24 protein-coding genes are annotated in these 25,596 nt (G+C 46.7%); 23 read left to right on the top strand and 1 reads right to left on the bottom strand.

The genetic code is table 11. From position 1 onward, the window contains the following. The first annotated feature begins 139 nt into the window (after nt 1-139). The 16 genes from F461_RS0111295 (at nt 140) to F461_RS18725 (ending at nt 16,621) form a co-directional block, all read left to right on the top strand. A complete protein-coding gene (locus tag F461_RS0111295; protein WP_020001271.1) occupies nt 140-670 on the top strand; it encodes a YceD family protein in 531 nt (176 codons plus the stop codon). Nucleotides 671-721: 51 nt separating this feature from the next. Beyond that, nucleotides 722-898 (top strand): 50S ribosomal protein L32, encoded by a 177-nt coding sequence (gene rpmF, locus F461_RS0111290; RefSeq protein ID WP_020001270.1) that lies wholly within the window; start codon nt 722-724, stop codon nt 896-898. Beyond that, a complete protein-coding gene (gene plsX, locus F461_RS0111285) occupies nt 891-1,931 on the top strand; it encodes a phosphate acyltransferase PlsX (protein ID WP_020001269.1) in 1,041 nt (346 codons plus the stop codon). Before rpmF ends, plsX begins: the two co-directional genes overlap by 8 nt. A 53-nt stretch (nt 1,932-1,984) precedes the next feature. After that, nucleotides 1,985-2,974, top strand: coding sequence for a beta-ketoacyl-ACP synthase III (locus tag F461_RS0111280; RefSeq protein ID WP_020001268.1), 990 nt, complete (start codon nt 1,985-1,987; stop codon nt 2,972-2,974). Nucleotides 2,975-3,109: 135 nt separating this feature from the next. Continuing rightward, nucleotides 3,110-3,850, top strand: a complete 741-nt coding sequence (gene fabG / locus F461_RS0111275; RefSeq protein ID WP_020001267.1) for a 3-oxoacyl-[acyl-carrier-protein] reductase — start codon at nt 3,110-3,112, stop codon at nt 3,848-3,850. Between the two features lie 82 nt (nt 3,851-3,932). After that, nucleotides 3,933-4,163: an acyl carrier protein gene (gene acpP, locus F461_RS0111270; protein WP_020001266.1), complete on the top strand. Its 231-nt coding sequence runs from the start codon at nt 3,933-3,935 to the stop codon at nt 4,161-4,163. 171 nt (nt 4,164-4,334) lie between these two features. Further along, nucleotides 4,335-5,582, top strand: a complete 1,248-nt coding sequence (gene fabF, locus F461_RS0111265; protein ID WP_020001265.1) for a beta-ketoacyl-ACP synthase II — start codon at nt 4,335-4,337, stop codon at nt 5,580-5,582. Between the two features lie 74 nt (nt 5,583-5,656). Next, entirely contained in the window at nt 5,657-6,895 is a 1,239-nt protein-coding gene (glyA, locus tag F461_RS0111260; protein WP_020001264.1) for a serine hydroxymethyltransferase, read from the top strand. Between the two features lie 197 nt (nt 6,896-7,092). Further along, complete coding sequence (locus tag F461_RS0111255; protein WP_020001263.1) at nt 7,093-7,569, top strand: deoxycytidylate deaminase; 477 nt, start codon at nt 7,093-7,095, stop codon at nt 7,567-7,569. Continuing rightward, nucleotides 7,556-8,671, top strand: a complete 1,116-nt coding sequence (gene ribD / locus F461_RS0111250; RefSeq protein ID WP_020001262.1) for a bifunctional diaminohydroxyphosphoribosylaminopyrimidine deaminase/5-amino-6-(5-phosphoribosylamino)uracil reductase RibD — start codon at nt 7,556-7,558, stop codon at nt 8,669-8,671. The genes F461_RS0111255 and ribD overlap by 14 nt, the downstream gene beginning before the upstream one ends. Before the next feature lies 1 nt (nt 8,672). Continuing rightward, a complete protein-coding gene (locus F461_RS0111245; protein ID WP_020001261.1) occupies nt 8,673-9,335 on the top strand; it encodes a riboflavin synthase in 663 nt (220 codons plus the stop codon). A 64-nt stretch (nt 9,336-9,399) separates the two neighbouring features. Further along, nucleotides 9,400-10,617 carry a bifunctional 3,4-dihydroxy-2-butanone-4-phosphate synthase/GTP cyclohydrolase II gene (locus F461_RS0111240; protein ID WP_020001260.1) on the top strand — a complete coding sequence of 406 codons (1,218 nt, stop codon included), beginning with the start codon at nt 9,400-9,402 and terminating at the stop codon, nt 10,615-10,617. Nucleotides 10,618-10,752: 135 nt separating this feature from the next. Beyond that, a complete protein-coding gene (gene ribH / locus F461_RS0111235; protein WP_020001259.1) occupies nt 10,753-11,223 on the top strand; it encodes a 6,7-dimethyl-8-ribityllumazine synthase in 471 nt (156 codons plus the stop codon). Nucleotides 11,224-11,226: 3 nt separating this feature from the next. Beyond that, nucleotides 11,227-11,694, top strand: a complete 468-nt coding sequence (gene nusB / locus F461_RS0111230) for a transcription antitermination factor NusB (protein ID WP_020001258.1) — start codon at nt 11,227-11,229, stop codon at nt 11,692-11,694. Nucleotides 11,695-12,251: 557 nt separating this feature from the next. Next, nucleotides 12,252-14,741: a leucine--tRNA ligase gene (gene leuS, locus F461_RS0111220; protein ID WP_020001256.1), complete on the top strand. Its 2,490-nt coding sequence runs from the start codon at nt 12,252-12,254 to the stop codon at nt 14,739-14,741. A gap of 326 nt (nt 14,742-15,067) precedes the next feature. Continuing rightward, nucleotides 15,068-16,621: a DUF697 domain-containing protein gene (locus F461_RS18725; RefSeq protein WP_020001255.1), complete on the top strand. Its 1,554-nt coding sequence runs from the start codon at nt 15,068-15,070 to the stop codon at nt 16,619-16,621. Nucleotides 16,622-16,735: 114 nt separating this feature from the next. Here the strand turns inward: F461_RS18725 and F461_RS0111210 are convergent, their stop codons facing one another. After that, entirely contained in the window at nt 16,736-17,194 is a 459-nt protein-coding gene (locus F461_RS0111210; protein WP_020001254.1) for a YaiI/YqxD family protein, read from the bottom strand. A 208-nt stretch (nt 17,195-17,402) separates the two neighbouring features. Here F461_RS0111210 and F461_RS17755 point away from each other — a divergent pair, with 208 nt between their 5' ends. From F461_RS17755 to recQ, 7 genes are all read left to right on the top strand, one after another. Further along, a complete protein-coding gene (locus F461_RS17755; RefSeq protein ID WP_020001253.1) occupies nt 17,403-17,918 on the top strand; it encodes an LPS-assembly lipoprotein LptE in 516 nt (171 codons plus the stop codon). Nucleotides 17,919-18,099: 181 nt separating this feature from the next. Next, nucleotides 18,100-19,071: a DNA polymerase III subunit delta gene (gene holA, locus F461_RS0111200; RefSeq protein ID WP_020001252.1), complete on the top strand. Its 972-nt coding sequence runs from the start codon at nt 18,100-18,102 to the stop codon at nt 19,069-19,071. 119 nt (nt 19,072-19,190) lie between these two features. Then, entirely contained in the window at nt 19,191-19,868 is a 678-nt protein-coding gene (radC, locus tag F461_RS0111195) for a RadC family protein (RefSeq protein ID WP_020001251.1), read from the top strand. A gap of 22 nt (nt 19,869-19,890) precedes the next feature. Then, nucleotides 19,891-20,160, top strand: a complete 270-nt coding sequence (locus F461_RS0111190; RefSeq protein WP_020001250.1) for an acylphosphatase — start codon at nt 19,891-19,893, stop codon at nt 20,158-20,160. Between the two features lie 70 nt (nt 20,161-20,230). Continuing rightward, a complete protein-coding gene (gene lon, locus F461_RS0111185; RefSeq protein WP_020001249.1) occupies nt 20,231-22,636 on the top strand; it encodes an endopeptidase La in 2,406 nt (801 codons plus the stop codon). 152 nt (nt 22,637-22,788) lie between these two features. Next, nucleotides 22,789-23,262, top strand: coding sequence for a hypothetical protein (locus F461_RS0111180; protein WP_020001248.1), 474 nt, complete (start codon nt 22,789-22,791; stop codon nt 23,260-23,262). Between the two features lie 105 nt (nt 23,263-23,367). Further along, on the top strand, nt 23,368-25,584 hold the full coding sequence (gene recQ, locus F461_RS0111175) for a DNA helicase RecQ (RefSeq protein ID WP_020001247.1): 2,217 nt from the start codon (nt 23,368-23,370) through the stop codon (nt 25,582-25,584). Nucleotides 25,585-25,596 lie beyond the last annotated feature (12 nt).

Raw genomic sequence — 25,596 nt, 5'->3', positions numbered from 1 at the left:
AACTCATCTAAAAGACCTACTACAAATGCGCAAGCAAAGAGATGGGTGTATTATACCCTCGGTACAAAAAAGGCAACCCTTTTCTTGACAAACAAACACTCTCGCATGTAGAAATCCCCTTCCGCAAGAGGACATCAATATGAAACAACTTTGGCTAGCAATCAAGGATCTGCCTCCAGAAGGCAAGGAAATAATCATCAACGACCAATCCATATGGCAAGGTCCCATTGATGAATTCGCTCTTCCCTACACTATAAAGGAAGAGCTTGCAGCCCGTTTATTTCTCATCCCTCAAGAACAGGGATGTATTCTGCACGGCAGCATGACAGGTGCTGTTAATCTGCCTTGCAACCGTTGCACTCAAGACGCAACCATTAGCATCAATCAAAATTTTGATGAAGTATTCATACTTGACGAAGAGCTAAGTTCGGACGATACCGAACCTAATGTTCGCATCGCCAATGAAAGTACTGGAATCGAAATTGAGGTTGCAGGCGTTCTTTGGGAAGAATTTGTCATTGCCCTTCCAGTTAAGCCTTTATGCAAGGAAGACTGTAAGGGTCTTTGTGCTGAGTGCGGCAAAGATTTAAATACTGGAAAATGCGAGTGTGAAGATTCAACACTCGATCCACGCTTTGCGGTTCTTAGAAACCTTAAAGTGAATAAATAACGATTACGTCTTTCGGAATTCGTTCGAAAGCAGATTAAAGAGAGGTCTGTCATGGCTGTAGCACAGAAAAGAAAATCCAAGTCCCGCAAGGGCATGCGTCGCTCCCACCACCGTGTGGCTGTACCTTCCGTAGTATACTGCGAGTGCGGCGAAGCAGCACTCCCACACCGCGTTTGCGCAGCTTGTGGCACTTACAACGGTCGCCAGATCAGTAAGGACGATGCATAGCATTCCTGTTATAGCCGTGGATGCAATGGGCGGAGATATTGGTCCGTCCGTTAATGTCCCAGGTGCTATTAAGGCTGCTCGCACCTTCGGTATAAAGGTTATTCTTGTCGGTAACGAAAAGCTAATCAATGCCGAACTCGATAGGCTACCCCTTAAAGGGGTAGCCTATGAAGTAGTGCACACCGACGAGGTGGCAGGGATGGACGAAAAGCCTTCCGATATTCTTCGCCGTAAAAAAAATGCGTCAATTCAAATCGCATGCCGCCTTGTCAAAGAAGGTAAGGCTGATGGCATAGTCAGCGCTGGAAACTCCGGCGCTACTGTCGCATGCGGAATGTTTATTATTGGACGCATTGCCGGCGTTGAACGCCCTGCCCTTGCGAGCGTAATGCCTACAGAGAAGCACCCTATCGTTCTTCTTGATGTAGGAGCCAACGTAGATTGTAAGCCTCAGCATCTGTTCCAGTTTGGCCTTATGGCCAATGCCTTTGCCAAAGATCTTCTGGAGTATGATTCTCCACGAATCGGTCTTCTTTCCATCGGTGAAGAGGAAGGCAAAGGAAACACACAGGTAAAAGAAGCCTACGACTTGTTCAAGCTGGCCAACGATATCAACTTCCTTGGAAACGTTGAGGGACGTGACCTATTCACTGGTCAAGTCGATGTTGTGGTCTGCGACGGTTTTGTAGGCAACGTAGCCTTGAAACTCAGCGAAGGGCTTAGTACTTCTATGGGCCGGCTATTAAAACGACAGCTAATGTCAAGTACAATTGCCAAGATAGGCACATTACTGGCTAAAAAAGCGTTTAAAAAGTTTGCAAAAATAGTAGACTACGCCGAATATGGTGGCGCACCAGTTCTGGGTCTCAAGGGGATCGCGATTGTATGTCACGGCGCATCGAATGATAAAGCTATCTTCAACGCCGTAAAAATGGCATCTACTTTCGTACGCAAAAAAACAAATGAGCGCCTAGTCGAAGCTATCAGCGCTAATGAAGAGCTGACGAGCTTTGGCAGAGCTATTAAGAACTAAAGCTGAGGCGGTGCAGTGCTACTGTGCCGCTTTGTAGCTTTCCGGAAACTGTAATGAAAAAGAAATGTTACATCCGGGGTTTTGGAGCATATGTTCCTGAAAAGGTTCTAACCAACTTCGACCTCGAAAAGATGGTCGACACAAGCGACGAATGGATCAGAACTCGCACGGGGATCGAGCAGCGCCACATTGTGGCAGAAGGTCAGTCAACTTCCGACCTTACTACTCAGGCAGCTGAAGCTGCACTCGCCGATGCGAAAATGAACCGGGAAGAGTTATCCCATATTCTTGTGGCGACCTGTACTCCAGATGCTTACTGTCCTAACACAGCATGTATCATGGAAGACAAGCTTGGCTTAAAAGGCCTTATGGCACTTGACCTGAGCGCAGCCTGTTCCGGCTTCGTGTACGGATTAAAACTGGCTAGCTCTCTCGCCCATACAGAAGAAGATTCCAACATTCTTCTCTGTGGTGGCGAGACAATGTCGTCCCGTACTAACTGGGAAGATCGCAATACCTGCGTTCTTTTCGGCGACGGCGCTGGCGCGGTAGTCATCTCCGCCACTCCTACTGAAGACTCTACAACTATTGTAGATATCGAACTTTCCTCTGATGGCTCTTTATGCGACCTGCTGACAATCCGCGGGGGGGGCTCATCCCACCCGTACAAAGTTGGTCAGCCCGTTCCCGAAGAGCACTTTGTTATGATGCAAGGACGCGAAGTTTTTAAACATGCGGTACGCAGCATGGTAGGCGTGTGCAACACTCTTATGGAACGCAACGGCCTTTCTCCAGACGACATTGATATTCTCATTCCGCATCAGGCCAATATGCGAATCATCGAAGCAGTCGGCAAGAAACTCACTATTGATAGTGAACGGGTGTATGTTAACGTAAACAAAATGGGTAACACATCCGCAGCCTCCATTCCAATCGCACTGGGAGAAGCCAAAGCAGCCGGCACACTTGAACCTGGTAAGAACATTCTGCTGACTACATTCGGCGGTGGATTTACCTGGGGCGCAGCACTGCTGAGAACCTAGATATCTTATTTAGTGCCCTCTCTTTCTAAAAACTAACTATTCTTGTATGTTACACAGGCAGTTTTGGGAATTGAAGTTATACTCTCTTTAGGGTATAAGGCATTGCTTTTAACACCTAACCAGAAGCGAATAAATATGGAATTACTTTCAACAGCACTGGTTACCGGCGGCTCGCGCGGGATTGGCAAGTCAATCGCTGAGCAGCTTGGTAAAGCCGGATTTCAGGTTTACCTCACATACGTTTCTAAGCCGGAAGAGGCTCAAAACGTTGCAGCTTCCATTGAAGCTGCTGGTGGTAAAGCAAAAGCGTTCAAATTAGATGTTGGCAACCCTGAAGAGATTGCTGCATTCTTTAAAGAAGAAATTAAAGACAAAGTGAAGCTTGATGTTCTAGTAAACAACGCAGGCATCACTAAAGATGGTCTTCTCCTCCGCATGAAGAATGAAGACTTTGATCGTGTCATTAACGTAAACCTGCGCGGGGCTTTTGTTGCTTGTAGAGAGGCAGCAAAAATCATGAGCAAACAGCGTTGCGGCCGTATCATCAACCTTACTTCCGTAGTAGGTCAGATGGGCAACGCAGGTCAGGCTAACTACTGTTCTGCTAAGGCGGGAATCATCGGTATGACAAAATCTATGGCAAAAGAACTCGGTGCACGTAATATCACCGTAAATGCTGTTGCCCCTGGTTTTATCAACACCGATATGACTAACGCTCTTCCAGAAAACGTGCGCAGTGAATACGAAAAGGCAATCCCTCTTAAACGCATGGGCGACGTAGAGGACATTGCAAATACAGTAGCTTTCCTCGCATCAGATGGTGCCGGCTACATCACCGGGCAAGTTATTGCCGTTAACGGCGGTATGTACTGCTAGGGGCTAGCACCCCTAAAAACTTTACTGCTTTCTTTCGGGAAGGCAAAATAACAAAAAAAGAAACAATCCATTGGAGGAATCCATGTCTGCAGAAGCAAAAGTAAAACAGATCATCATTGACCAGCTCGGCGTGTCTGAAGAAGAAGTTAAAAACGATGCTTCTTTCGTAGAAGACCTCGGCGCTGACTCCCTCGACCTCACCGAACTCATCATGGCTATGGAAGAAGAGTTCGGCGTTGAAATCGACGACGACGATGCACAGAAAATCTTGAAAGTTCAGGATGCATACGACTACATCACAAAACAGCAGTAGTCCGCACTGTTACAGCGTTTTATATACAGGCGTCTTGTGCATTACTGCATAAGACGCCTTACCCGCTTATTTTGATGGCACATAAATGAGGTAGTGCTGTCAGCGCACCGAAAAAGAAAAGCGGGGTGAATTAATCTCTTATACAGCGCACTTTTCCCAGGAATGAAGCATATGACTGAAAAAAGAGTAGTAGTAACTGGCGTTGCCACCATTAACCCACTTGGGAACGATGTTGACACAAGCTGGGAAAAGCTGATTGCCGGTGAATCCGGTATCGGCCCAATCACCCAGTTTGATGCAAGCGAGTTTACTTCACAGATTGCAGGCGAAGTTAAAGATTTTAATGCGGCCGACCATATCCCTGCAAAACAGGCCCGCCGCATGGATCGTTTCGTACAGTTTGCGGTTGCATGTGCAAAACAGCTCATGGAAAACTCCAAATACGAAATCACAGACGAAAATGCTAAACGCGTTGGAGTTATGCTTGGTGTAGGTCTTGGTGGTCTTAACACCATCGAAACTTTCCATAGCAAACTCACAAACGCAGGACCGAACAAAATCAGCCCATTCTGGATCCCAATGCTGATTTCTAACATGGCACCGGGGCAAGTTTCTATTTTTACTGGTGCAAAGGGTCCAAACCTTGTATTTACCAGTGCTTGTGCATCCGGTACCCACGCAATCGGCCATGCATACGAAGATATCAAAAGCGGACGTTGTGATGCAATCATCACCGGTGGTGCAGAATCCACTATCACCCCTATGGGAGTGTCCGGCTTTACAGCACTTAAAGCGCTTTGCAGCAACCGTAACGATGAGCCTACAAAAGCCTCCCGTCCATTTGACGGAGAACGCTCCGGCTTTATCATTGCTGAAGGCTCTGGCCTTCTCTTGCTTGAATCATATGATTCTGCAAAGGCCCGCGGTGCAAAAATTTACGCAGAAGTTGTGGGCTTCGGTTCTACCGGTGATGCTTACCATATGACAGCACCACGTGAAGATTCCGAAGGAATGGCTCAGTCAATGATCGACGCTATTGAAGAAGCTGGTATCACGACTGATGCTGTGGACTGTATCAACGCACACGGAACTTCTACTTCTCTTAATGATAAGGCAGAAACCGGCGCGATGAAAAAAGTCTTTGGTGATCATGCGTACAAACTGCGTATTTCTGCGAACAAGTCTCAGACTGGACACCTTTTAGGTGCTGCTGGTGGTATGGAAGGAGTTTTCTCCTGCCTGACACTTGACAAAGGTCTTGTTCCGGGCACAGCAAACCATGATACACCTGACCCTGAATGCGATCTGAACTACATGGGGAATGGTTCAGAGAAGTATCAAGCTGAGTACGTGCTCAGCAACAACTTCGGCTTTGGCGGCACCAACGCAAGTGTGCTGTTCAAGCGTTTCAACGGGTAAATGTGGGGGCGTATGCAGCTTGTAGCTATGTACGCCCTTTTTCTTCCTCATTTAAATAGTAAGGGGCATCACTCATGGATGAAGTTTTTATCCAAGATCCCGAAGTAGGCCGTTCCATTTTTCAGGAAATCGATCGTCAGACCGGTGGGCTTGAATTAATCGCATCAGAAAACTTCGTATCAACAGCTGTACGTCAAACTCAGGGCTCCGTACTCACTCACAAGTACGCTGAAGGATACCCGGGCAAACGTTACTACGGTGGTTGCGAGTACGTTGACGTAACTGAAACCATCGCTATCGAACGTGCAAAAGAAATTTTTGGTGCAGAATATGTTAACGTGCAGCCGCATTCCGGCAGTCAGGCTAACATGGCAGCTTACTATGCCATCGCCAACGCAGGCGATACTGTACTTGGTATGGATCTCTCTCACGGGGGACATCTTACACACGGCAGTCCTGTGAACTTCTCCGGCAGGTTCTTTGACGTTAAAGCGTACGGTGTAAACCGCGAAACTGGTCGTATTGACTATGATAACGTTCTCGAACTTGCAAAAGAACACAAGCCGGCGGTTATCATCGCAGGCGCGAGTGCATACCCTAGAGAAATTGATTTTGCGAAGTTCCGTGCAATTGCAGACGAAGTAGGTGCAAAGCTTTTTGTGGATATGGCACACATTGCAGGCTTAGTTGCAGCTGGCTTGCATAACTCTCCTGTTCCACATGCGCACGTAACGACAACCACCACCCATAAAACCCTTCGCGGTCCACGCGGCGGTATGATTCTTTCCACTGAAGATCTGGGGAAAAAGTTAAACAGCCAGATCTTCCCTGGAATCCAGGGTGGACCACTCATGCATGTAATTGCTGCTAAAGCTGTTGCTTTCGGCGAAGCATTACGTCCTGAGTACAAGGTTTATCAGAAGCAGGTTCTTGCTAACGCTAAGACTCTTGGCCAATCTCTTCTTGATGAAGGCTTTGACCTTGTTTCCGGCGGTACAGATAACCACCTTCTTCTTATCGACCTCACCAATAAAGACATCACTGGTAAAGATGCACAGCTTGCGCTTGATAAAGCTGGCATTACTACCAACAAAAACACTGTGCCTTTTGAAACTCGCAGCCCGTTTGTGACTTCCGGTATCCGTATCGGTACTCCGGCACTTACCAGCCGCGGCATGAAAGAAGCAGACATGCAGAAAGTAGCAGCATGGATGATTGATGCGCTCAAGCACATCGACAACGATACATACCTTGCTGACATCCACAAGCAGGTCACGGCGTTTGCGCGCCAATTCCCGCTTTTTGCTTGGTAAAAAGCACAAGGCCGGGGATTGCCTCCCCGGCCTTTTTTTTGTCCAACTTTTCAATTTATCAGCCTTTATACTTCGGGTGTATTTTTAAATTATATATGGTGCCTTGACTGCGGCATGTGACACCACTATCGTATCTGTCACTGAAAAATTTTTAGATACTATCTTATCAGAAACACCCCCTGTTGGAGTTAATACCAATGCAACAGCGACTTCCTTGGCCTCAATATTTCATGGACATCACCTATATGGTTGCCGAGCGCTCCACATGTACTCGCCGCAAAGTCGGTGCAATCGCAGTTAAGGACAAGCGCATCCTTGCAACAGGCTACAATGGTGCCCCTGCAAACACATCCCACTGTCTTGATATTGGATGTCTTCGCGCAGAACTTGGCATCCCTTCCGGTCAACGTCATGAAATGTGCCGGGGACTCCATGCAGAGCAAAATGTCATCATTCAAGCTGCTGTTCACGGAGTATCACTTGCCGGAGCAGAAATTTACTGCACCACAATGCCTTGCCTCATCTGCACCAAAATGCTCCTGAACTGTGGTGTTAAAGCTGTTTACTATGTTGAGGGCTACAATGATGAACTTGCCACAGGCATGGTTGAAGAAGCCGGGGTACCGTTTATTAAAATCGACCACGTAGTTCGAGGCGCAGATGCAGCATCCTAATGCTCATTTTATGCGCTGGGCAATTGCTCTTGCTGAAAAAGGACGCGGTGCAGCAGCCCCCAATCCAACAGTCGGTGCTGTACTTGTTCAGCATGGACAGATTGTTGCCGAAGGCTACCATACTGCCTGTGGCAAACCACATGCTGAAATAGAATGCCTCAACGATGCGGCTGCGAAAGGCATTTCCCCAGAGAATTGCTCAATGTATGTTACACTTGAGCCATGCAACCACTACGGCAAAACACCACCGTGCTCGAAAGCTATTTTGGAAGCCGGAATTAAACGTGTAATTATCGGCTTGCAGGATCCGAATCCGAAAGCAAAAGGCGGCGCAGAGTTTTTACGGGAAAACGGAGTTTCTGTTGAAACAGGGATGCTTGAAGAAGAATGCCGTACCCTCGTCTCCGATTTTCTCACCTGGATTCAAACCCCGTACCCGTTCACGACACTAAAGCTTGCCTCCACTTTAGACGGCAAAATTGCCACACGGACAGGTCACTCCCAGTGGATCAGCGGTGAAGAATCCCGCAAACGGGTTCATGAACTCAGAAAAAAAGTTGATGCAGTAATTGTGGGTGGTGGCACCTTCTACGCAGATAATCCACAACTTACCTGTCGTCTCGAAGGTGTTGAGCGGCAACCGCTTGCTGTAATTGTTACCAAGCACCTTCCCGAAGATCCTGCACAATTTACACTTTTGAAAGAGCGCCCTGAGCAAGTTATTTTCTGGACAAATGAAAAATCAGCCTTATCTGATGCTGCAAGCAGACTAACATCACTCGGGTGTTTAGTTACCAGTTTGCCGGAGCACGAAGGCAAGCTTGATATTGCAGCAGGACTTATCTGGCTGCGTCAGGAAAAAAACTGCCTCTACACCCTTTGCGAAGGCGGGGGAAAATTGGCACTATCGCTTCTTGAGAACAATCTTGTTAACGAATTTCAGTTGCATATGGCTCCAAAAATTGTCGGAGATCACAGCGCACCCGATATTTTTTCTGGTAAAACCATTGCAACCATGGACGAAGCGCTCCGCTTGCGAATTATCAAAACGGAACTTAGCGGCGAGGATGTTATACTAACATTACGTCGACAGGAAATTTAGCATGTTCACAGGAATCATTCTTGGGCAAGGCGAAGTCCGCTCTGTTCAGAATATGGGCAAAGAAACTCGCCTTACAATTAAGCCACGCTGCGAATTAACCGACTACGTACTCGGTGAATCCATCGCGACTAACGGTGTGTGTCTTACTGTTGAAGATTTCGGCGCAGACTGGTTTACTGTTTATGCATCTGCTGAGACAATGGGGCTTACCAACCTTGGTAAACTCAAATCCGGCAGCAAAGTAAACCTTGAGCGCGCTCTTGCAATGGGAGACCGTCTCGGCGGACACATTGTAAGTGGACACGTTGACTGTATCGGCACTGTAGATTCTGTTCGTCCGGCAGGGCTTTCCAAAATCTACAGGATTACTTTCCCGCAGGAGTTCGAGACACAGGTTATTCCTAAAGGCTCTGTGACTCTGGACGGAATCAGCCTTACAGTTAATGCTTGTGGAAACAGTTTTCTAGAAGTAAACATAATCCCCGAAACTCAAAAAATTACCACAATAGCTCAGTGGAATCCGGGCTACAGTGTTAATATAGAGACGGACGTTATTGGAAAATACGTTCAGCGTATGCTTGGAGCATGGCAGCCCAATGCGACGCAGGAGAAATCTGCTCCCAGCTCTATTACTGAAGAGTTTCTCAGAAAGAATGGATTCTAATTTTCGCATTCATTAATCTGCTTCGTGGGACATGCAGTTTAAGAACATACAACGAGGTGCGACAATGCCTATGTGTACGGCCGAAGAGGCCATTGAAGAGATCAAAAAAGGTCGGATGCTTATTCTCGTAGACGACGAAGACCGCGAGAACGAAGGTGACCTTACTATTGCTGCTGAGCATGTAACACCAGAAGTTATCAACTTTATGGCAACACATGGTCGCGGACTTATTTGTCTTGCACTTGCCCCGGAATGGGTGGACAAGCTTGACTTACCTATGATGACCCAGCGCAACGGTTCCAAATTCGGCACCAACTTTACCGTTTCCATTGAAGCGCGTACTGGCGTAACCACTGGGATCTCCGCTAAAGACCGTGCAACAACTATCCTTGCAGCTATTGCAAACGACGTACAACCGGATGACATTGTCACACCGGGTCATATTTTTCCACTACGCGCCCAGAAAGGCGGCGTTCTTGTTCGTGCTGGCCAAACAGAAGGTTCTGTGGACCTTGCAAAACTTGGCGGCCTAAAAGGTGCAGCAGTAATTTGCGAAATCATGAAAGATGACGGCGAAATGGCACGCATGCCAGATCTCGTTGAATTTGCTAAAAAGCATGATATGAAAATCGCAACCATCCGTGATTTGATCCGCCACCGCATGCGCCCTGACGAACTGTCCGTCAAACGCGTTGCAGAAGCAGAACTGCCTACCAAGTATGGTGAATTCAAAGTCATCGCATACGAAAACGAACTTGAGCCGGAAACTCATCTTGCTCTTGTTAAAGGACCAATTGACTCCAGTAAGCCAGTACTCGTTCGTGTACATAGTGAATGCCTCACTGGTGACGTACTTGGTTCCATGCGTTGTGATTGCGGCGACCAGCTTGCAAACGCAATGTGTAAAGTTCAGGCAGAAGATCAGGGAATCATTCTGTACATGCGTCAGGAAGGACGCGGTATCGGACTTGCCAACAAAATTAAAGCATACAACCTTCAGGATCAGGGCTACGACACCGTAGAAGCAAACGAGAAACTCGGCTTTAAAGCTGATCTTCGTGACTACGGTATCGGCGCACAGATGCTGGTTGACCTCGGCGTACGCCAGATGCGCATGATGACCAATAACCCTAAAAAGATTGTTGGTATTGAAGGATACGGAATTGAAGTTGTAGAACGTGTTCCGATTGAAATGAACGCCTGCGAATTCAACGAAGACTACCTGCGCACCAAAAAAGAAAAAATGGGACACATGCTTGAACATCTTAATGATTCCAAGTAATAACCATCGTTCAAATTAACAATATGCTCCCTAGCCCTAAAAATAGTTCTTTTCAGGGCTAGGGAGCTTGTTCTATACTTATCGACCCACTTTTGCTGCTGGAGTAAAAGTAGGTCTCAAGAAGGAGATTATACCATGCTGCATATTGAAACTATCGAAGGTCAGTTCGACGCTAAAGGTCTTAAAATTGCAATCATCGCAACCCGTTTCAACGACTTTGTTGTTGATCGTCTTGTTGGTGGCGCAGTAGATTACCTCGCCCGTAATGGCGGTGACCGCGAAAATATGACTATTGTTAAGCTTCCGGGAGCATTTGAAATGCCAATCGCTGCTAAAAAGCTGGCTGCAAGCGGTAAATATGATGGCATAGTAGCACTCGGCGCAGTTATTCGCGGCGCCACTCCTCATTTTGATTTCGTATGTAATGAATGTGCAAAGGGCCTTGCTCAGGTAAGCCTTGATTCCGGCATTCCTGTCGGTTTCGGTCTGCTCACCTGTGATTCCCTCGAACAAGCAATTGAACGCGCAGGCTCCAAAGGTGGTAACAAAGGCGTTGAAGCCGCTTCCGCCATGCTTGAAACATACCGTGTTCTGGAGCAATTGTAATATATGGCTAATAAACCAAAGAAAATACCACGCAAGTTGGCACGTGCACAAGCTTTCCAATTTTTGTACGGCTTAAACTTCTCTCCGGCTATGACTATTGAAGCTTTGCAGGAAGCCTACATGACTTCCCCTGACAATGCTGACAAGCCGGAAGCCCAGTGCCAGCCGGAAGGCTTCACTTGGGAACTTATCGAAGGCGTATGGAGCAACTACCGCGCTCTCGATGATGTGATCTCTCAATTTTCCCGCCACTGGAAAGTGGAACGTATTGGTAAAATTGAAATCACTCTGCTTCGCCTTGCAGTTTTTGAAATGCTCTACCGTGAAGATATTCCACCCAAAGTTGCAATTAACGAAGCTATCGAACTTGCAAAGCAGTATGGTGATGACCGTTCTCGTCCTTTTGTTAACGGTCTACTAGACGCTGCTGCAAAAGCTTTAGAAGAAGGCACACTGGAACTTAAGTACTAAGAAATTAAAATATACATAAGAACGTCTCCAACGGCTGGCTCTGCCCTAGACCTGCAAGAGTAAAAACTCTCGACCGCAATTACACGAGGCTTCTCCCCGATAATTACGACGTAGGCTTCCTTATGTATCTTTTTTTCAGTCGCCTTCATATATAGCGTTTTTTATGCCCGGACTCCTTTTTCAAGAAGTCCGGGCATCTCCTGTTAAAAATAACATTTTTGCGTAAAACAGCTCTTCCTTCTCTTGCCGAAGGACAGGTAGTTTTGTATTGCAAGGCATTAAAAATAAATATGAAGTTCCAGACTCTTTAAATTGTTCCAAACGGACAAAAAAATATCTGCGTAACTAAATATATTTTATAAGAATCAAAATCTGTTGTTTACATACATAAAGGCCCCCATGCACAATTTCACGCTGGAACCTTTTGTAGACGAGGTTAAGAGGGCATCCCCCTTGCGGATGCAGGGCAAAGTCCTTGCCGCAGAAGCCATCTCTCTAAGCCACATCATCAGCAACAGACCTTTTTAATGAGCGAAAGATCAAAGGAACTGTCGGCAATGAAATATGATCCGCAAGCCATAGAAACTAAGTGGCAGCAAACTTGGGCTACCAACGGCGATTTTCACACCGATCACACATCGGACAAACCTAAACACTATGTGCTGGAGATGTTCCCGTACCCTTCGGGCAACATTCACATGGGTCATGTTCGCAACTACTCCCTAGGTGACGTCGTAGCACGTTTTATGCGTATGAAAGGCAAAAACGTAATGCATCCTATGGGCTGGGATGCTTTCGGTCTTCCTGCAGAAAACGCCGCTATCAAAAACAACATCCACCCTGCAAAGTGGACTCACTCCAACATCGACAATATGCGTAACCAGCTTTCACGCCTCGGTTACTCTTTCGATTGGCGTCGAGAGCTTGCCACCTGCGATAAAGAATACTACCGCTGGGAACAGTTATTCTTCCTCAAATTCCTTGAAAAGGGTTTGCTCTACCGTAAGCGTCAGGCTCAGAACTGGTGCCCTACTTGTAACACTGTTCTTGCTAACGAGCAGGTTGAAGACGGCCTTTGCTGGCGTTGCGACTCTGTTGTAGAACAACGTGACCTCGCACAGTGGTTCCTTAAAATCACAGACTACGCAGAAGAACTGCTTGCCGACCTTGAAAAGCTTAAAGGTGGCTGGCCGGATCGCGTTATCTCCATGCAGGAAAACTGGATCGGTAAATCTATCGGTGCTGAAATCCAGTTTAAAGTTGAAAATTCCGAAGAAATTATCCCAGTCTTCACAACCCGTCCGGATACCGTATTCGGTGTTTCCTTCATGAGCCTCGCACCAGAACACCCAATGGTGGAAAAACTTATTGAAGGTACAGAGCATGCTGATGACGTACGCGCATTCGTAAAACGAATCACCAATATGGATCGCATTGAGCGTACTTCTGACAATCTCGAAAAAGAAGGCATCTTCACTGGTGCCTACTGCATCAACCCGGTAAACGGCGCAAAGGTTCCTGTATACGTTGCGAACTTCGTCCTTGTCGATTACGGCACAGGTGCTGTTATGGCAGTGCCGGCACATGATCAGCGTGACTTTGAATTTGCCCGTAAATACGACCTGCCTCTTCACGTAGTTATTCAACCAGAAGGTGAAGAACTTGATCCGGCCACTATGACCGAAGCAGTTTCTACACCGGGCATGATGATAAACTCCGGCGAATTCACCGGCCTGACTAACGAAGAGGGCAAAGAAAAAGTTGCTGTTTGGCTGCAGGAAAACAACTGTGGCGAAAAAACAGTCAACTACCGCCTGCGCGACTGGAACATCTCCCGTCAGCGCTACTGGGGTGCTCCAATCCCTGTTGTATACTGTGACGAGTGTGGCATTGTTCCTGAAAAAGAAGAAAATCTTCCTATTGAACTGCCACTGAACGTACAGACTCATACAGATGGTCGATCTCCGCTTCCAGACACTCCTGAGTTTGTAGACTGCACCTGCCCTAAATGCGGCAAACCTGCACGTCGCGAAACTGACACCATGGATACGTTTGTCGAATCCTCATGGTACTTTGCACGTTACACTGACGCGCAGAATCACGAAGCTCCGTTTACTCCGGAAGCTCTTAACTACTGGGCACCAGTTGATCAGTACATCGGTGGTGTTGAACACGCAATTCTTCACCTGCTCTACGCACGCTTCTTTACAAAAGCTCTGCGTGACTGCGGCTACTTAGATTTTGACGAACCATTTGCGAACCTGCTCACTCAGGGCATGGTACTCATGGATGGCTCCAAGATGTCCAAGTCTAAAGGTAACGTTGTTGACCCGACCGAAATGATCGCACGCTACGGTGCGGACACGGTTCGTCTTTTCTGTCTCTTTGCAGCGCCACCTGAACGTGACTTCGAATGGTCTGAAACGGGTATCGATGGCTCTTTCCGTTTTGTAAACCGTATCTGGCGTCTCATTGAAGAACTCGAAGGCGAACTGATTGCGGTTACCCCTTGTTCTTCCACTGCTGATGACTGCACTTGCAAAGAAGCAAAAGCTATCCGTCTTAAAGAGCATGAAACCGTTAAAAAAGCTGGCGATGACATCGAACAGCGCTTCCAGTTCAACACCGCTATTGCAGCAATCATGGAACTGGTGAACGAGCTCTACCTCGCTAAAGACGTGCTAAAAGATGACGAAAAAGGTCGCAAAGTTCTCTCCTCTGCAATCAGTACCGTTATCAACCTGATGTCCCCATTCACCCCACACCTTTGTGAAGAAATTTGGGAACAGCTTGGACACAGCGAACGTCTCGTACACGCTCTGTGGCCAACATACAGCGAAGAAGCAATGGTCAAAGATGTGCTTACCGTTGTTGTACAGGTCAACGGTAAAGTTCGTGCTCGCCTTGAAGTGCCTGCATCTGCAAGCAAAGACGAAGTCGAAGCACTCGCTAAAAACGACACAAACGTTATGAAGCACATCGAAGGAAAAACTATCCGCAAAGTGATCGTTGTTCCCGGCAAGCTTGTCAACATCGTAGCAAACTAGTCTATATTGCCTTCGGCTCGGCGTTTTTCCGGCGAACCTCTGGCGAACTACGACTCTTTCTGAATATAAAAAGGGCTGCCCTAACTGTATAGGGTAGCTCTTTTTTATTGTTCATTTCAGAAAGTTTTCACCACATTGAAAATAAGATAAAGGATGGGGTGCGCATAAAATAGCGTACTAGGAAGAACTCTTGTTCGCGTACGAATCACCCCAGTCTTCAGGGACAAAAAAGTACTTCACTTTCTGAAAGCAATGCGCGAGGTATTAGAAATAGAACGCACAATTTCATCCCGTGCTTTACAGCATGGACATTTTGGATTCCACCAATGCATTCAAAAATCAAAATTATTCTCTTCATTTTTTGCGCTATTATTTCCATAGCTTTTGCTTCGTTATTGCTTTCCGGTATTCGCACAATTGCAGACGTGGTTGCTTACATTAATCCTGCGTATGTTTCTGTAGTGTTCTGGTCACTCTCTACCCTGTGCTTCGGGGTACTCACCTATTTCGGCCTTTCCTTATTTGTCTTTCCGAAACCGCTTATTATTCCTCAAGACCCGACAGAAGAGCAAATCCAAGAGTATCGTCATGCGTATATTGACCGTTTGCAACAAAATCTCTTTCTCAAAAATCAGCGATGTTCATGCAAAACAGAACAAGAAATTGAAGATAGTATTACTGCGCTTAAAACTGAAGCAAATCGTCTTATTGAAGAAACCTCTAAACGAGTCTTCGTCGGTACAGCAACGGCACAAAACGGGAAATTGGACACACTTATTGTGTTCGCCCTTATTACACACCTTATCTACAAAATTACGAAACTGTATGCACAGCGTCCGCACATGGGCGACCTCATATCACTCTATAAAAACGTTGCTGCAACGGCCTTCTTTGCTGGTGCGATAGAAGATATTGTTGTGGAAGAATACACGCAACAAATAGTCGGTCCGCTCGTAGCGACCTCTGTTATGGGAAGTATTCCGGGCGCACAGGCTGTTGCATCTGTTGTTACGGCCTCTATCCTTGATGGCTCAATGAATGCTCTCCTCACCATGCGCTGCGGTATTATCGCCCGTAATTATATGAGCATTTATACCGACAAAGACTTACTCAGCAAAAAAGAACAGCGCAGGTCTGCCACACGGGAAGCTGCGGCCATGTTCATGCGAACATCCGGAGATACTATTTCGACAGTTGCTCAATCACTTATTTCCGGAGCATCCAAAACAGTAAAACGCAGTATGGCAAAAGCCTGGGATGCTGTCCGTGGTATCGCCTCTTCTTCTCAGTCTGACTTAGACAGTGCAACTAAAAATTGTTCAGATAGCACATCTGAACCTATAAAAGGAAAAAAGGAAAAACTTCGTACAACACGTGAAAGGGTTTCCGGCACCACTGAAAAAGTTATGACAGGAGCATCAAATGCAGGAAAAGTGCTCAAACAGACTTCCAGAAGTGCAGTCGGTAGCGTTGCAAGCGGGGTTGTAACAGCAACCTCCGCAGCAACAAAAGGCGTTTCAGTTGCTGCAACAACAGCTACGAAAGGTGCAGCCGCAGCGGCAGAAGGTGCTGGCAAGGGACTTTCAGCTACTGCAACTACAGTAACCGGAGGTATTTCCAGTGTGGCCTCTGCTGCCTCTTCCGTCGCAAGTTCAGCAACAAACGGGGTAAGCGTTGCTGCCTCATCAACAGTAAATGGAATACTCTTCGTTGGTAAAAAGGCTGGAACCGCTATGAGCAATGCAGATGTAAAAGTTAAACGGGGTGTACAAAAATCCGGTAAGAAAATGTCTTCCGTCACAGTACAAACGAAAAAGTTACTATCCCATCCCTTTTCGAAGAAAAAACGCAAGAAAGACGAACCCCCATCCTCTGAATAGACAAAAGGCTCCTGAATACATATTCAGGAGCCTTTTAAATTTTTTATAAGAGGAAGCTGCAACACCGGAATCTCCCATGTGACGCAGCTTCATGATCATTCTAAAAATAAATGTCTACTCTTCTTCTTTCAGCCTACGCGTTACAAATTTATCAAGCTGGTTAGTAAATTCCTGCTTATCACGCGCACCAAGTGGGGCTGGGCCGCCAGAGACCATACCGCCGCTTCGAAGTTCTTCCATAAGATGACGCATACGAAGCAAACCTTTAATATTGTCTTCTGTGTACAGTTGACCTCGAGGGTTCAATGCGGTTGCCCCCTTCTCCACAATTTTATCTGCAAGTGGAACGTCAGCTGTAACAACAAGATCTCCCATACTCGCAAGTTTCACAATCTCATCATCCGCCACATCAAATCCTGCCCCTACACGGATAAAATCGACATGAGGTGAAGAAGGGACAGAAACATGGCTATTGGCGACAAGCGTTGTTTTGACTTTACGCCGTACAGCAACTTTGAATAAAACCTCTTTAATGACCTTAGGGCACGCATCCGCATCTACCCAAATTTGCATATAGACTCCAATCCACTTTTTAAAACATAACTTCTTTTATACCGTAACTAACTTTTACGACATCTATTTACCCGTAAAGTGCATCCGAAGCTAGACGTAATCACACTTCATCTGATATCAACTATCGTGTTGGTATCACTTTCCTTATGTGGAGTTGGCCAATGGTATTTTCTTTTTTCGACACAAACAATAACACAGGAACCTTGGTATGACGCTTCCTACATTATCCTCTGCTTCCCGCATTCTTGCTGTGCTTTGTCTCCTTGCATCTCTTTCCCTCACGGGTTGCGGATACTCCCTGACTAACAATCAGCCAAGCATCTTGGGCAACGGTTCCTCTACAATGCGCATTAGAGAAGTTAAAAACGCTACAATCTACCCGTGGATTAACCAGATTGTCCGTTCCAGCATGTATGACGAAATTACTAACAGAAATATTGCGATTATGACTGGTTCAGAATCTGCTGATTACAGCATGGTCATTAATATTGAAAAATTCACCATTCGCAGTCGTGTGCTTGGAACTAAGGACGAAACTCTTGAGTATACAGTCTCTCTTAGGTTTAGTGCAGTAGTATACGATAGCAAGAACGAACTAGTATGGACATCAGGCAATACAGGACTTTCCAGATCTTATCCCGTATCTGACGCACGTCTTGCAGGTACTCAAATTACAAACCTACTCGTCCATAAAATGGTCGATAAAATGCGCAATACATTCTAACATTGCAATTAAGACCGTAGACCAACGCAATACCATTGTATATAAAGAGGCTCGGAGTTATGACTTCGAGCCTCTTATGTTGATAGCGTTGCACTATCCCATTAATATCATTTCTATCCAGAGCAAAGACTACTAGTAGTGCTTGCTGCCCTATTTTGAAGAAGAGAAAACAGGACAAACCATGCCAAGACCCGGATTTTCCATTTGTGTCTGCCCGGACATTCAGCTGACGAAAAACTACATCGACACCCTGTTGCAAGAGAACCCGGCCCCCGAAGGGACGTGGGGAAAACATGTATACTGGAGTGATGAAGGTTTACCGCCCGCCTTCTGGGAAAATCTTACTCTGCAAGGGCTCTTTGCCTCACCCAAGGTGCTCATAATTCGTAACGCACAAAATCTGCCCATTGATACATGGCGCAAATTAAGCACAAACTTAGGACAATTCAATCCGCTGGCATGGGTTATAATTTGTCTTGAAGCACCGTACGACAGAGGTAAACCCAAGATTCCTGCTGCTGTTAAAAAACTTCCATGTTGGAACCTTGCAGAAACAAAGGCATGGATTTGGCAATCTGCGGGGCTCACGGAACGTGCCATGCGCGGCTTTATTGAACAGTGGGCAGCTAAAAATACAATAACAATTGAGCCCAAGACCGTACACGCTCTGTCACAAGTTCTGCCGCAGGATGCGTCCGCAGCAAAAAATGAGTTAGACAAACTCGCGCTTGCGGCTGGAGACTCACGAACTATCACGGTTGAGCATCTTACCGATATTTCAAACGATACTGAAATGGACATATTCGCGTTCATTAACGCACTGCAGTCAGGAAAGATGCCAGATAAAGTTTGGAAAAAGGTGATATCCAGTCAGGCCGCAGGTGACGCTATGATCTTCTCTTTCCTTGCCATGCTCCTGCGCGAAGCTCGTATATTATGGCAACTGTATGCCGGAGAAACTGTACGGTTACCATCCGGCGTTATCCAACAGAAAAAGCGACTTGCCACGAATCTTGGACCTGTACGACTTTCGAAGATATGGGATTTGGCTCTTGAAGCTGAAATGGGGATTAAAACTGGTGAACGCAAGCCAGAGCAGGCAATGGAAATATTAGTTGCCGGCCTTCTTGCTCTTTTTGCCCCGCAAAAATAGACTTTTTACACCCCCTTTTCCGTTTTCGGTCTCTTTTTTTCTACCTGATGCCCTTTTTTTGTTGAAATATAATTAAAATTCACCTGTTACCGCTTGCCACGTCGCAATTCCTGTTTATTATGACAGAAAAAGCTCACTATCATGGACACAGAAAACGTCTGCGCGAAAAATTACATAAAGACGAGCAGTCGCTAGCGGATTACGAAATTCTGGAGCTGGTACTTGGTACGGTAATTTTACGTTCCGATACAAAGCCACTTGCAAAAGAATTATTAAACCGTTTTGGAACACTACGAGGCGTACTTGATGCGCAGGATGAAGACCTGCGCCAACTCAAAGGCTTTGGAGACTCTCTTATAAGCCATTGGAAACTGCTGCGGGAACTTTTCTCCCGATACATGGAATCCGGCATTACAGAGAAGAAACAGCTTTCAAGCCCTGCTGAAGTAGCAGAGATGGCGCGAACCAGATTAGGTCGAAAAGAAAAAGAAGAATTCTGGGCTGCCTTCTTAGATAACCAGAACAGACTTCTCTCCTGGGAAAGAATTTCAACAGGGACAGTTAATACCACCATGATCTACCCCAGAGAACTCATGGAGCAGGCATTACAACGCAAAGCCAGCTCATTAGTAATTGTCCACAACCATCCGGGTGGAAACCTTACACCATCTTCTCCGGATATAGAGATAACACGGCATATTGCTCAGGCTGGGCGCATCTTAGGTATCAGACTACTCGACCACCTTATTATTACTGCCGACACCTACTACAGCCTAAAAGATGAGGGACACATGTAACAACTTCCAAAGGAGGCGTATCATGGCCAGACAGCGCTATATAGTAACGGGGAAAGTGCAAGGGGTAGGATTCCGATACTGGACACACCACACAGCATCTTTGTTCGGGCTACGCGGTTGGGTACGCAATCGTCCTGATGGAAGTGTAGAGCTTGTTGCAGAAGGTGATATTGCAACACTGCAGCAATTTGAAAAAGAACTCTGGCAAGGTCCAGTTAACAGCCACGTTGCCAATGTTTCGCTATGTGATACAAATTTACGGGAACCACTTTCAAGGTTTACCATGCATTAATTGGATTTTACTGCCGTGGCTATGGCAGAGAAATATATAACACCGTTTCTGCCCAGCTTGGAGGGCACCGATGACCGAAGATATGATGAACAGCACACCGATCATAACCGAAGAAGAAGTTCTTTCCGGCGTGTTAGAACACGAAGCTGACGGAACATTACCGGAATTTCCTGCAGAACTTCCAGTACTTCCGGTCCGCGATATAGTTGTATTCAACTACATGATTCTTCCGCTCTTTGTCGGGCGCGAAAAATCAATTCAGGCTGTAGACGCCGCCCTTAACGGCAGCCGCTACATGATGATTACAACACAGAAAGAAGAAGGCACAGAAGATCCCTCACCAGAAGATTTGCACACAACTGGTACCGTTGTAATGATCATGCGCATGCTGAAAATGCCTGACGGCCGCCTGAAGGTGCTCGTGCAAGGTGTAAGCCGTGCAAAAATTGAACACTTCACCAGCACAGATCCGTACCTGATGGCTGAAGTAAACGGGCTTGAAGAGATTGAAATCGAAGAAGTTTCCGTTGAGACAGAAGCGATGATGCGTGCAGTCCGCGAACAAAGTGAGGAAATTCTTTCTTTACGCGGTGTAGCAACATCCGAGATCATGTCTGTTCTCAACACAGTGCATGATCCGGGTCGCCTTGCAGATTTGATTGCAGCGAATCTGCGTCTAAAAGTACCAGACGCACAAGCGATTCTCGAATGCAATGACCCGATTGAACGCCTTGAGCGCGTAAATAAGCAACTCCAGAAAGAATCTGAGGTTGCCAATGTACAGGCACGCATTCAGTCTATGGCTCGTGAAGGCATGGACAAAGCCCAACGTGACTACTACCTGCGCGAGCAGCTTAAAGCTATCCGCACGGAGCTCGGCGAGGGAGAAGGCGTTGAAGAAGAAGCTGAAGAACTAGCAGAAGCACTGAATAAAGCAGGGCTTCCTAAGGATGTTCGTAAAGAAGCTACTAAACAGTTACGCCGTCTTACCAGTATGCATCCAGAGTCTTCCGAAGCAAGCGTTGTGCGCAACTACCTTGAGTGGCTCTCAGAGTTGCCTTGGAAAAAACTTTCCCGCGACCGCCTTGATATCCTCAAGGCGCAGGAGATTTTGGACGAAGACCACTACGGCCTTGAAAAGGTTAAAGACCGTATCCTTGAATACCTTTCTGTACGCAAGCTTAATCCAAAATCAAAAGGACCTATCCTTTGCTTTGCGGGCCCTCCGGGGGTTGGTAAAACGTCTCTTGGACGTTCCATTGCCCGTTCTCTTGGTCGCAAATTCCAGCGTATTTCCCTTGGCGGTATGCGCGATGAAGCAGAAATCCGAGGCCACCGCCGCACCTACGTTGGCGCTATGCCGGGTCGTATCATTCAGACCATGAAACTTATGGGTACACGCAACCCTGTTATCATGCTGGATGAAATTGACAAGCTTGGCTCCGACTTCAGAGGCGATCCTTCTTCCGCATTACTGGAAGTGCTTGATCCAGAACAGAACAACAATTTCTCAGATCACTACTTAAACGTACCGTTTGATCTGTCCAAAGTTATGTTTATCTGCACCGCAAACCAGCTGGACACGATTCCGGGTCCGTTACGTGACCGCATGGAAATTATCCAGATCCCCGGATACACCATGCAGGAAAAAACACGCATTGCTCGTCGCTACCTGCTGCCTCGTCAGGCAGAAGAAAACGGCTTGAAGAAAGATGAAGTTTCTATTCCGGACAGTGTCCTCTCTAAAATTATTGAAGAATACACGCGCGAAGCAGGCTTGCGTAACCTTGAACGCGAAATTGGCTCAGTGTGCCGCAAACTTGCCCGTCAAAAGGCAGAAGGCACCGCAGGTCCATACAAGGTGACAGCTAAAACACTCCAGAAGCTGCTCGGTATCCCACGCTTCATCGATGAAGAAAAAGATACTGAAATGATTCCCGGTGTTGCGCAGGGACTTGCATGGACTCCATACGGTGGCGTAATTCTCAACATCGAGGTTACCCTTATGAAGGGTAAAGGAAAACTGACACTTACAGGTCAGCTTGGCGATGTTATGAAAGAATCTGCTCAGGCAGCTCTCAGCTATGCCCGAGCAAACGCAGAAGAACTAAATATTGATGCCGACTTCCTTGATAAGCATGACATCCATATTCATGTTCCTGCCGGTGCAACACCTAAAGATGGCCCTTCAGCCGGTGTTACCCTGCTTATTGCACTTATCTCTGCTCTTACTGGCAAGCCTGTAAATCATGATCTGTGTATGACAGGCGAGATTACACTGCGCGGAAGAGTTCTTCCTGTTGGCGGCATCAAAGAAAAAATTCTTGCCGGAGTCGCCCGAGGTTTGCATCAGGTTTGCATTCCGAAACAGAACGAAAAAGACCTTGAGGATGTTCCGGCTGACTTACTCAAGAAAATTAAAGTACATACAGCCGCACACGTTCAAGATATTATCCCGCTGGCTTTCACCGAATAAGTCCGAGGAGGTTACAAAAAGGTCAGCATCACGCTGGCACCATGCTGGACTCTCATCGCTACTTTTGGTAGCCCAAAGCGTCCACTGATCATATCATCAATTGAGGCGGTGAATAACATTCACCGCCTCAATCTTTTTAAGGGATCTTCATTATGCAAACCGACGACAAAACTCTTTCCAATATTCATCCCTTGTTCTCCCGCCTTTCCGGTGAGGTTATCTGGTTGCTTATGGAAGAACACGATGCGTCTTCCGAAGACATCAATGTCTTTATGGATAACGTAATGGCGTGGAGATCTGCCCATTTGCAAAACATGCGACGTTTGTTTGAAAACAAAGAGTTATATCTGCAAATTACAGTTGACCGTGTTGGTGATATTCCAGCGGACCAGGAAGCCTGCATTACATGTGAAAAACTAAGCGGGAAAATTATTCCGGCGTCGCACCCGGATCTTATTTCCCTGCTCCCTCCTTACTCACTCGGCTGCCGGTGCCGTGGAAAAATTATCACCAAAGCTGAACTTCCGGAATCCCCCGACTATCTGACCCTTGAAGACTGCCCGAAACATTCATTTATGTGCTCTACAGGATGGTTTCTGAATTATTCATGGGCCGATAAAAAATAGTCACGTGACAAGATAACAGCAAACTGTAGACAAGCAGCCAGCTTTCCTCAAATGCTTTGCTAACCAAACGTTCATACGCTATCTTCCCGCACACAAGAGGGAACAATGAACCAGACTCCATTAGACATTCTCCGGACTACGTACGGATTTAGAGATTTCAGAGGTAAACAGGAAGAAATCATCAACCACATGATCGACGGTGGTGATGCACTTGTTATCATGCCTACAGGAAGCGGTAAGTCACTGTGCTACCAGCTGCCATCCATCGTTCGTACCGGCACAGGAATTATCGTTTCCCCACTGATCGCGCTTATGCAGGACCAAGTTAATGAACTTGTGCAAATGGGTGTACGGGCAGCCTTTCTCAATTCTAGCCAAAGTCCGCAAGAACAAAGCATGGTTGAGCAGGAACTACGCAACGGCAAATTGGACATGTTGTATGTTGCTCCAGAACGCCTTGTTACTCCCGTATTTCTTGCGCTGCTCGATAACATTCAGCCAGCTTTGTTTACCATTGATGAAGCACACTGTGTTTCCCAATGGGGGCATGATTTCAGACCGGAATACACGCGTCTTTCTATTCTGCGCGAACGCTTTCCACATGTTCCGCTCATCGCTCTCACAGCGACAGCTGATGACCCTACCCGCAAAGACATTGCAGAACAGCTGCACCTCCAGCAGGCTCCTGTATTCGCGACTGGATTTGACCGTCCTAATATCACCTATTCCATCCAAAATCGCGAACGCGGGCTTGATCAACTTTTCAGCTTTATCCGCAGCAGCTACAAAGATGAATCCGGCATTGTCTATTGTCAGTCTCGAAAAAAAGTCGAAGATATTGCTACAAAGCTTACAGAAGCAGGGTTCAATGCTCTACCATATCATGCAGGTATGAGCGCCATCCAGCGCAACCACAACCAGTCAAAGTTCATGATGGAAGAAAACGTCATCATGGTTGCAACCATTGCATTCGGAATGGGCGTGAACAAGCCGAACGTACGTTTTGTGGTTCATCTCGGATTACCGAAAAGTCTTGAAGCATATCATCAGGAAACTGGTCGTGCAGGCCGTGACGGCCTTCCGGCAGACGCGCTACTTCTGTACAACTTGCAAGATATCGTACTTGCACGCCGGATGATTTCACGTTCATCAACGAACCGCGCCATCATAGAACAACACAAATTTAGCTCTCTACTCGGCTTCGTAGAAACCACCGAATGCCGCCGCAATGTTATTCTCTCCTACTTTGGAGAACACCGTGATGAAAAATGCGGCAACTGCGATACCTGCCTGTACCCTGTTGAAACTTGGGACGGCACCATTGCAGCGCAAAAAGCTCTGTCCTGCGTCTATAGAACCGGCCAGCGTTTCGGTGCGACACACCTTACAGATATCTTAACCGGCAATCTGACAAAACGTGTTTCTGAACATGAGCACAACCACATAAAGACATTCGCCTGCGGCAAAGAGCTAGGAAAAGAGACGTGGAAAGGCGTATTCAGGCAACTTGTAGCCTTACAGATGCTTGAGTCTGATCCGGAAAACGGCAGCCTAAGACTCAACGACACTAGCTGGCTTATTCTACGCGGTGAAAAAACCGTTTCTCTACGTCGAGACTCCCTCTCTGTAACAGCTGTTAAGCATGTCAGCAAAAAAGAGACTGACGCAGCTATGCAGGACGCATTGCGTCTTCCTGATGCAAATCTGCTGCTTGATCTGCTCAAACTGGAACGTACACGGATATCGCGCGAACAAAACATTCCACCGTACTCCGTGCTGCCAGATAAGACGCTTCTGGAACTTGTGGCCTACCGACCGAATAAAAAAGACGATCTGTGCAACATACACGGTATCGGGCAAACTAAACTTGCCATGTATGGTGATCTTATGCTGGCCGTACTTCTTAACTTTGAAGCAGAACACGGCAGACCTGAATCACTTCCGCCACTGCCGCAACGGGCTATTGAAAAACAAAAAAAGAAAGAAGCCGGGAAAACGATTACTGATACTGTTCAAAAATCTATCGACCTGTTCAAAAAACATGGAGATATCCATCAAGTTGCCGCTGAACGAAACCTCGTCGAGGGTACCATTTATGGTCATATTGCCCGGGCTGTTGAGCTGGGTAAGATTGAACTTGCCGCGGTCACAGCGCAGTTTACCGCTGAGGAAATAGAATCTGTGCGCGCAGAAGTTGCCGCAGCTATCGGTACAGGAACAGGCATAAAAGGAGCGCACACGGCGCTGCAAGGTAAATATGATTATGGTCTGTTACGCTGCATCGCTGTTGATCTAAAAAATGCCGGTTCTGAAGAATGGTAAATAAAAACGCCC

Origin of the sequence: Halodesulfovibrio aestuarii DSM 17919 = ATCC 29578 (genome assembly GCF_000384815.1) — a bacterium.
Lineage (GTDB): Bacteria > Desulfobacterota > Desulfovibrionia > Desulfovibrionales > Desulfovibrionaceae > Halodesulfovibrio > Halodesulfovibrio aestuarii.
Note: the sequence above shows the minus strand (reverse complement) of the source record. Positions and strands in the feature narration are given on the sequence as shown.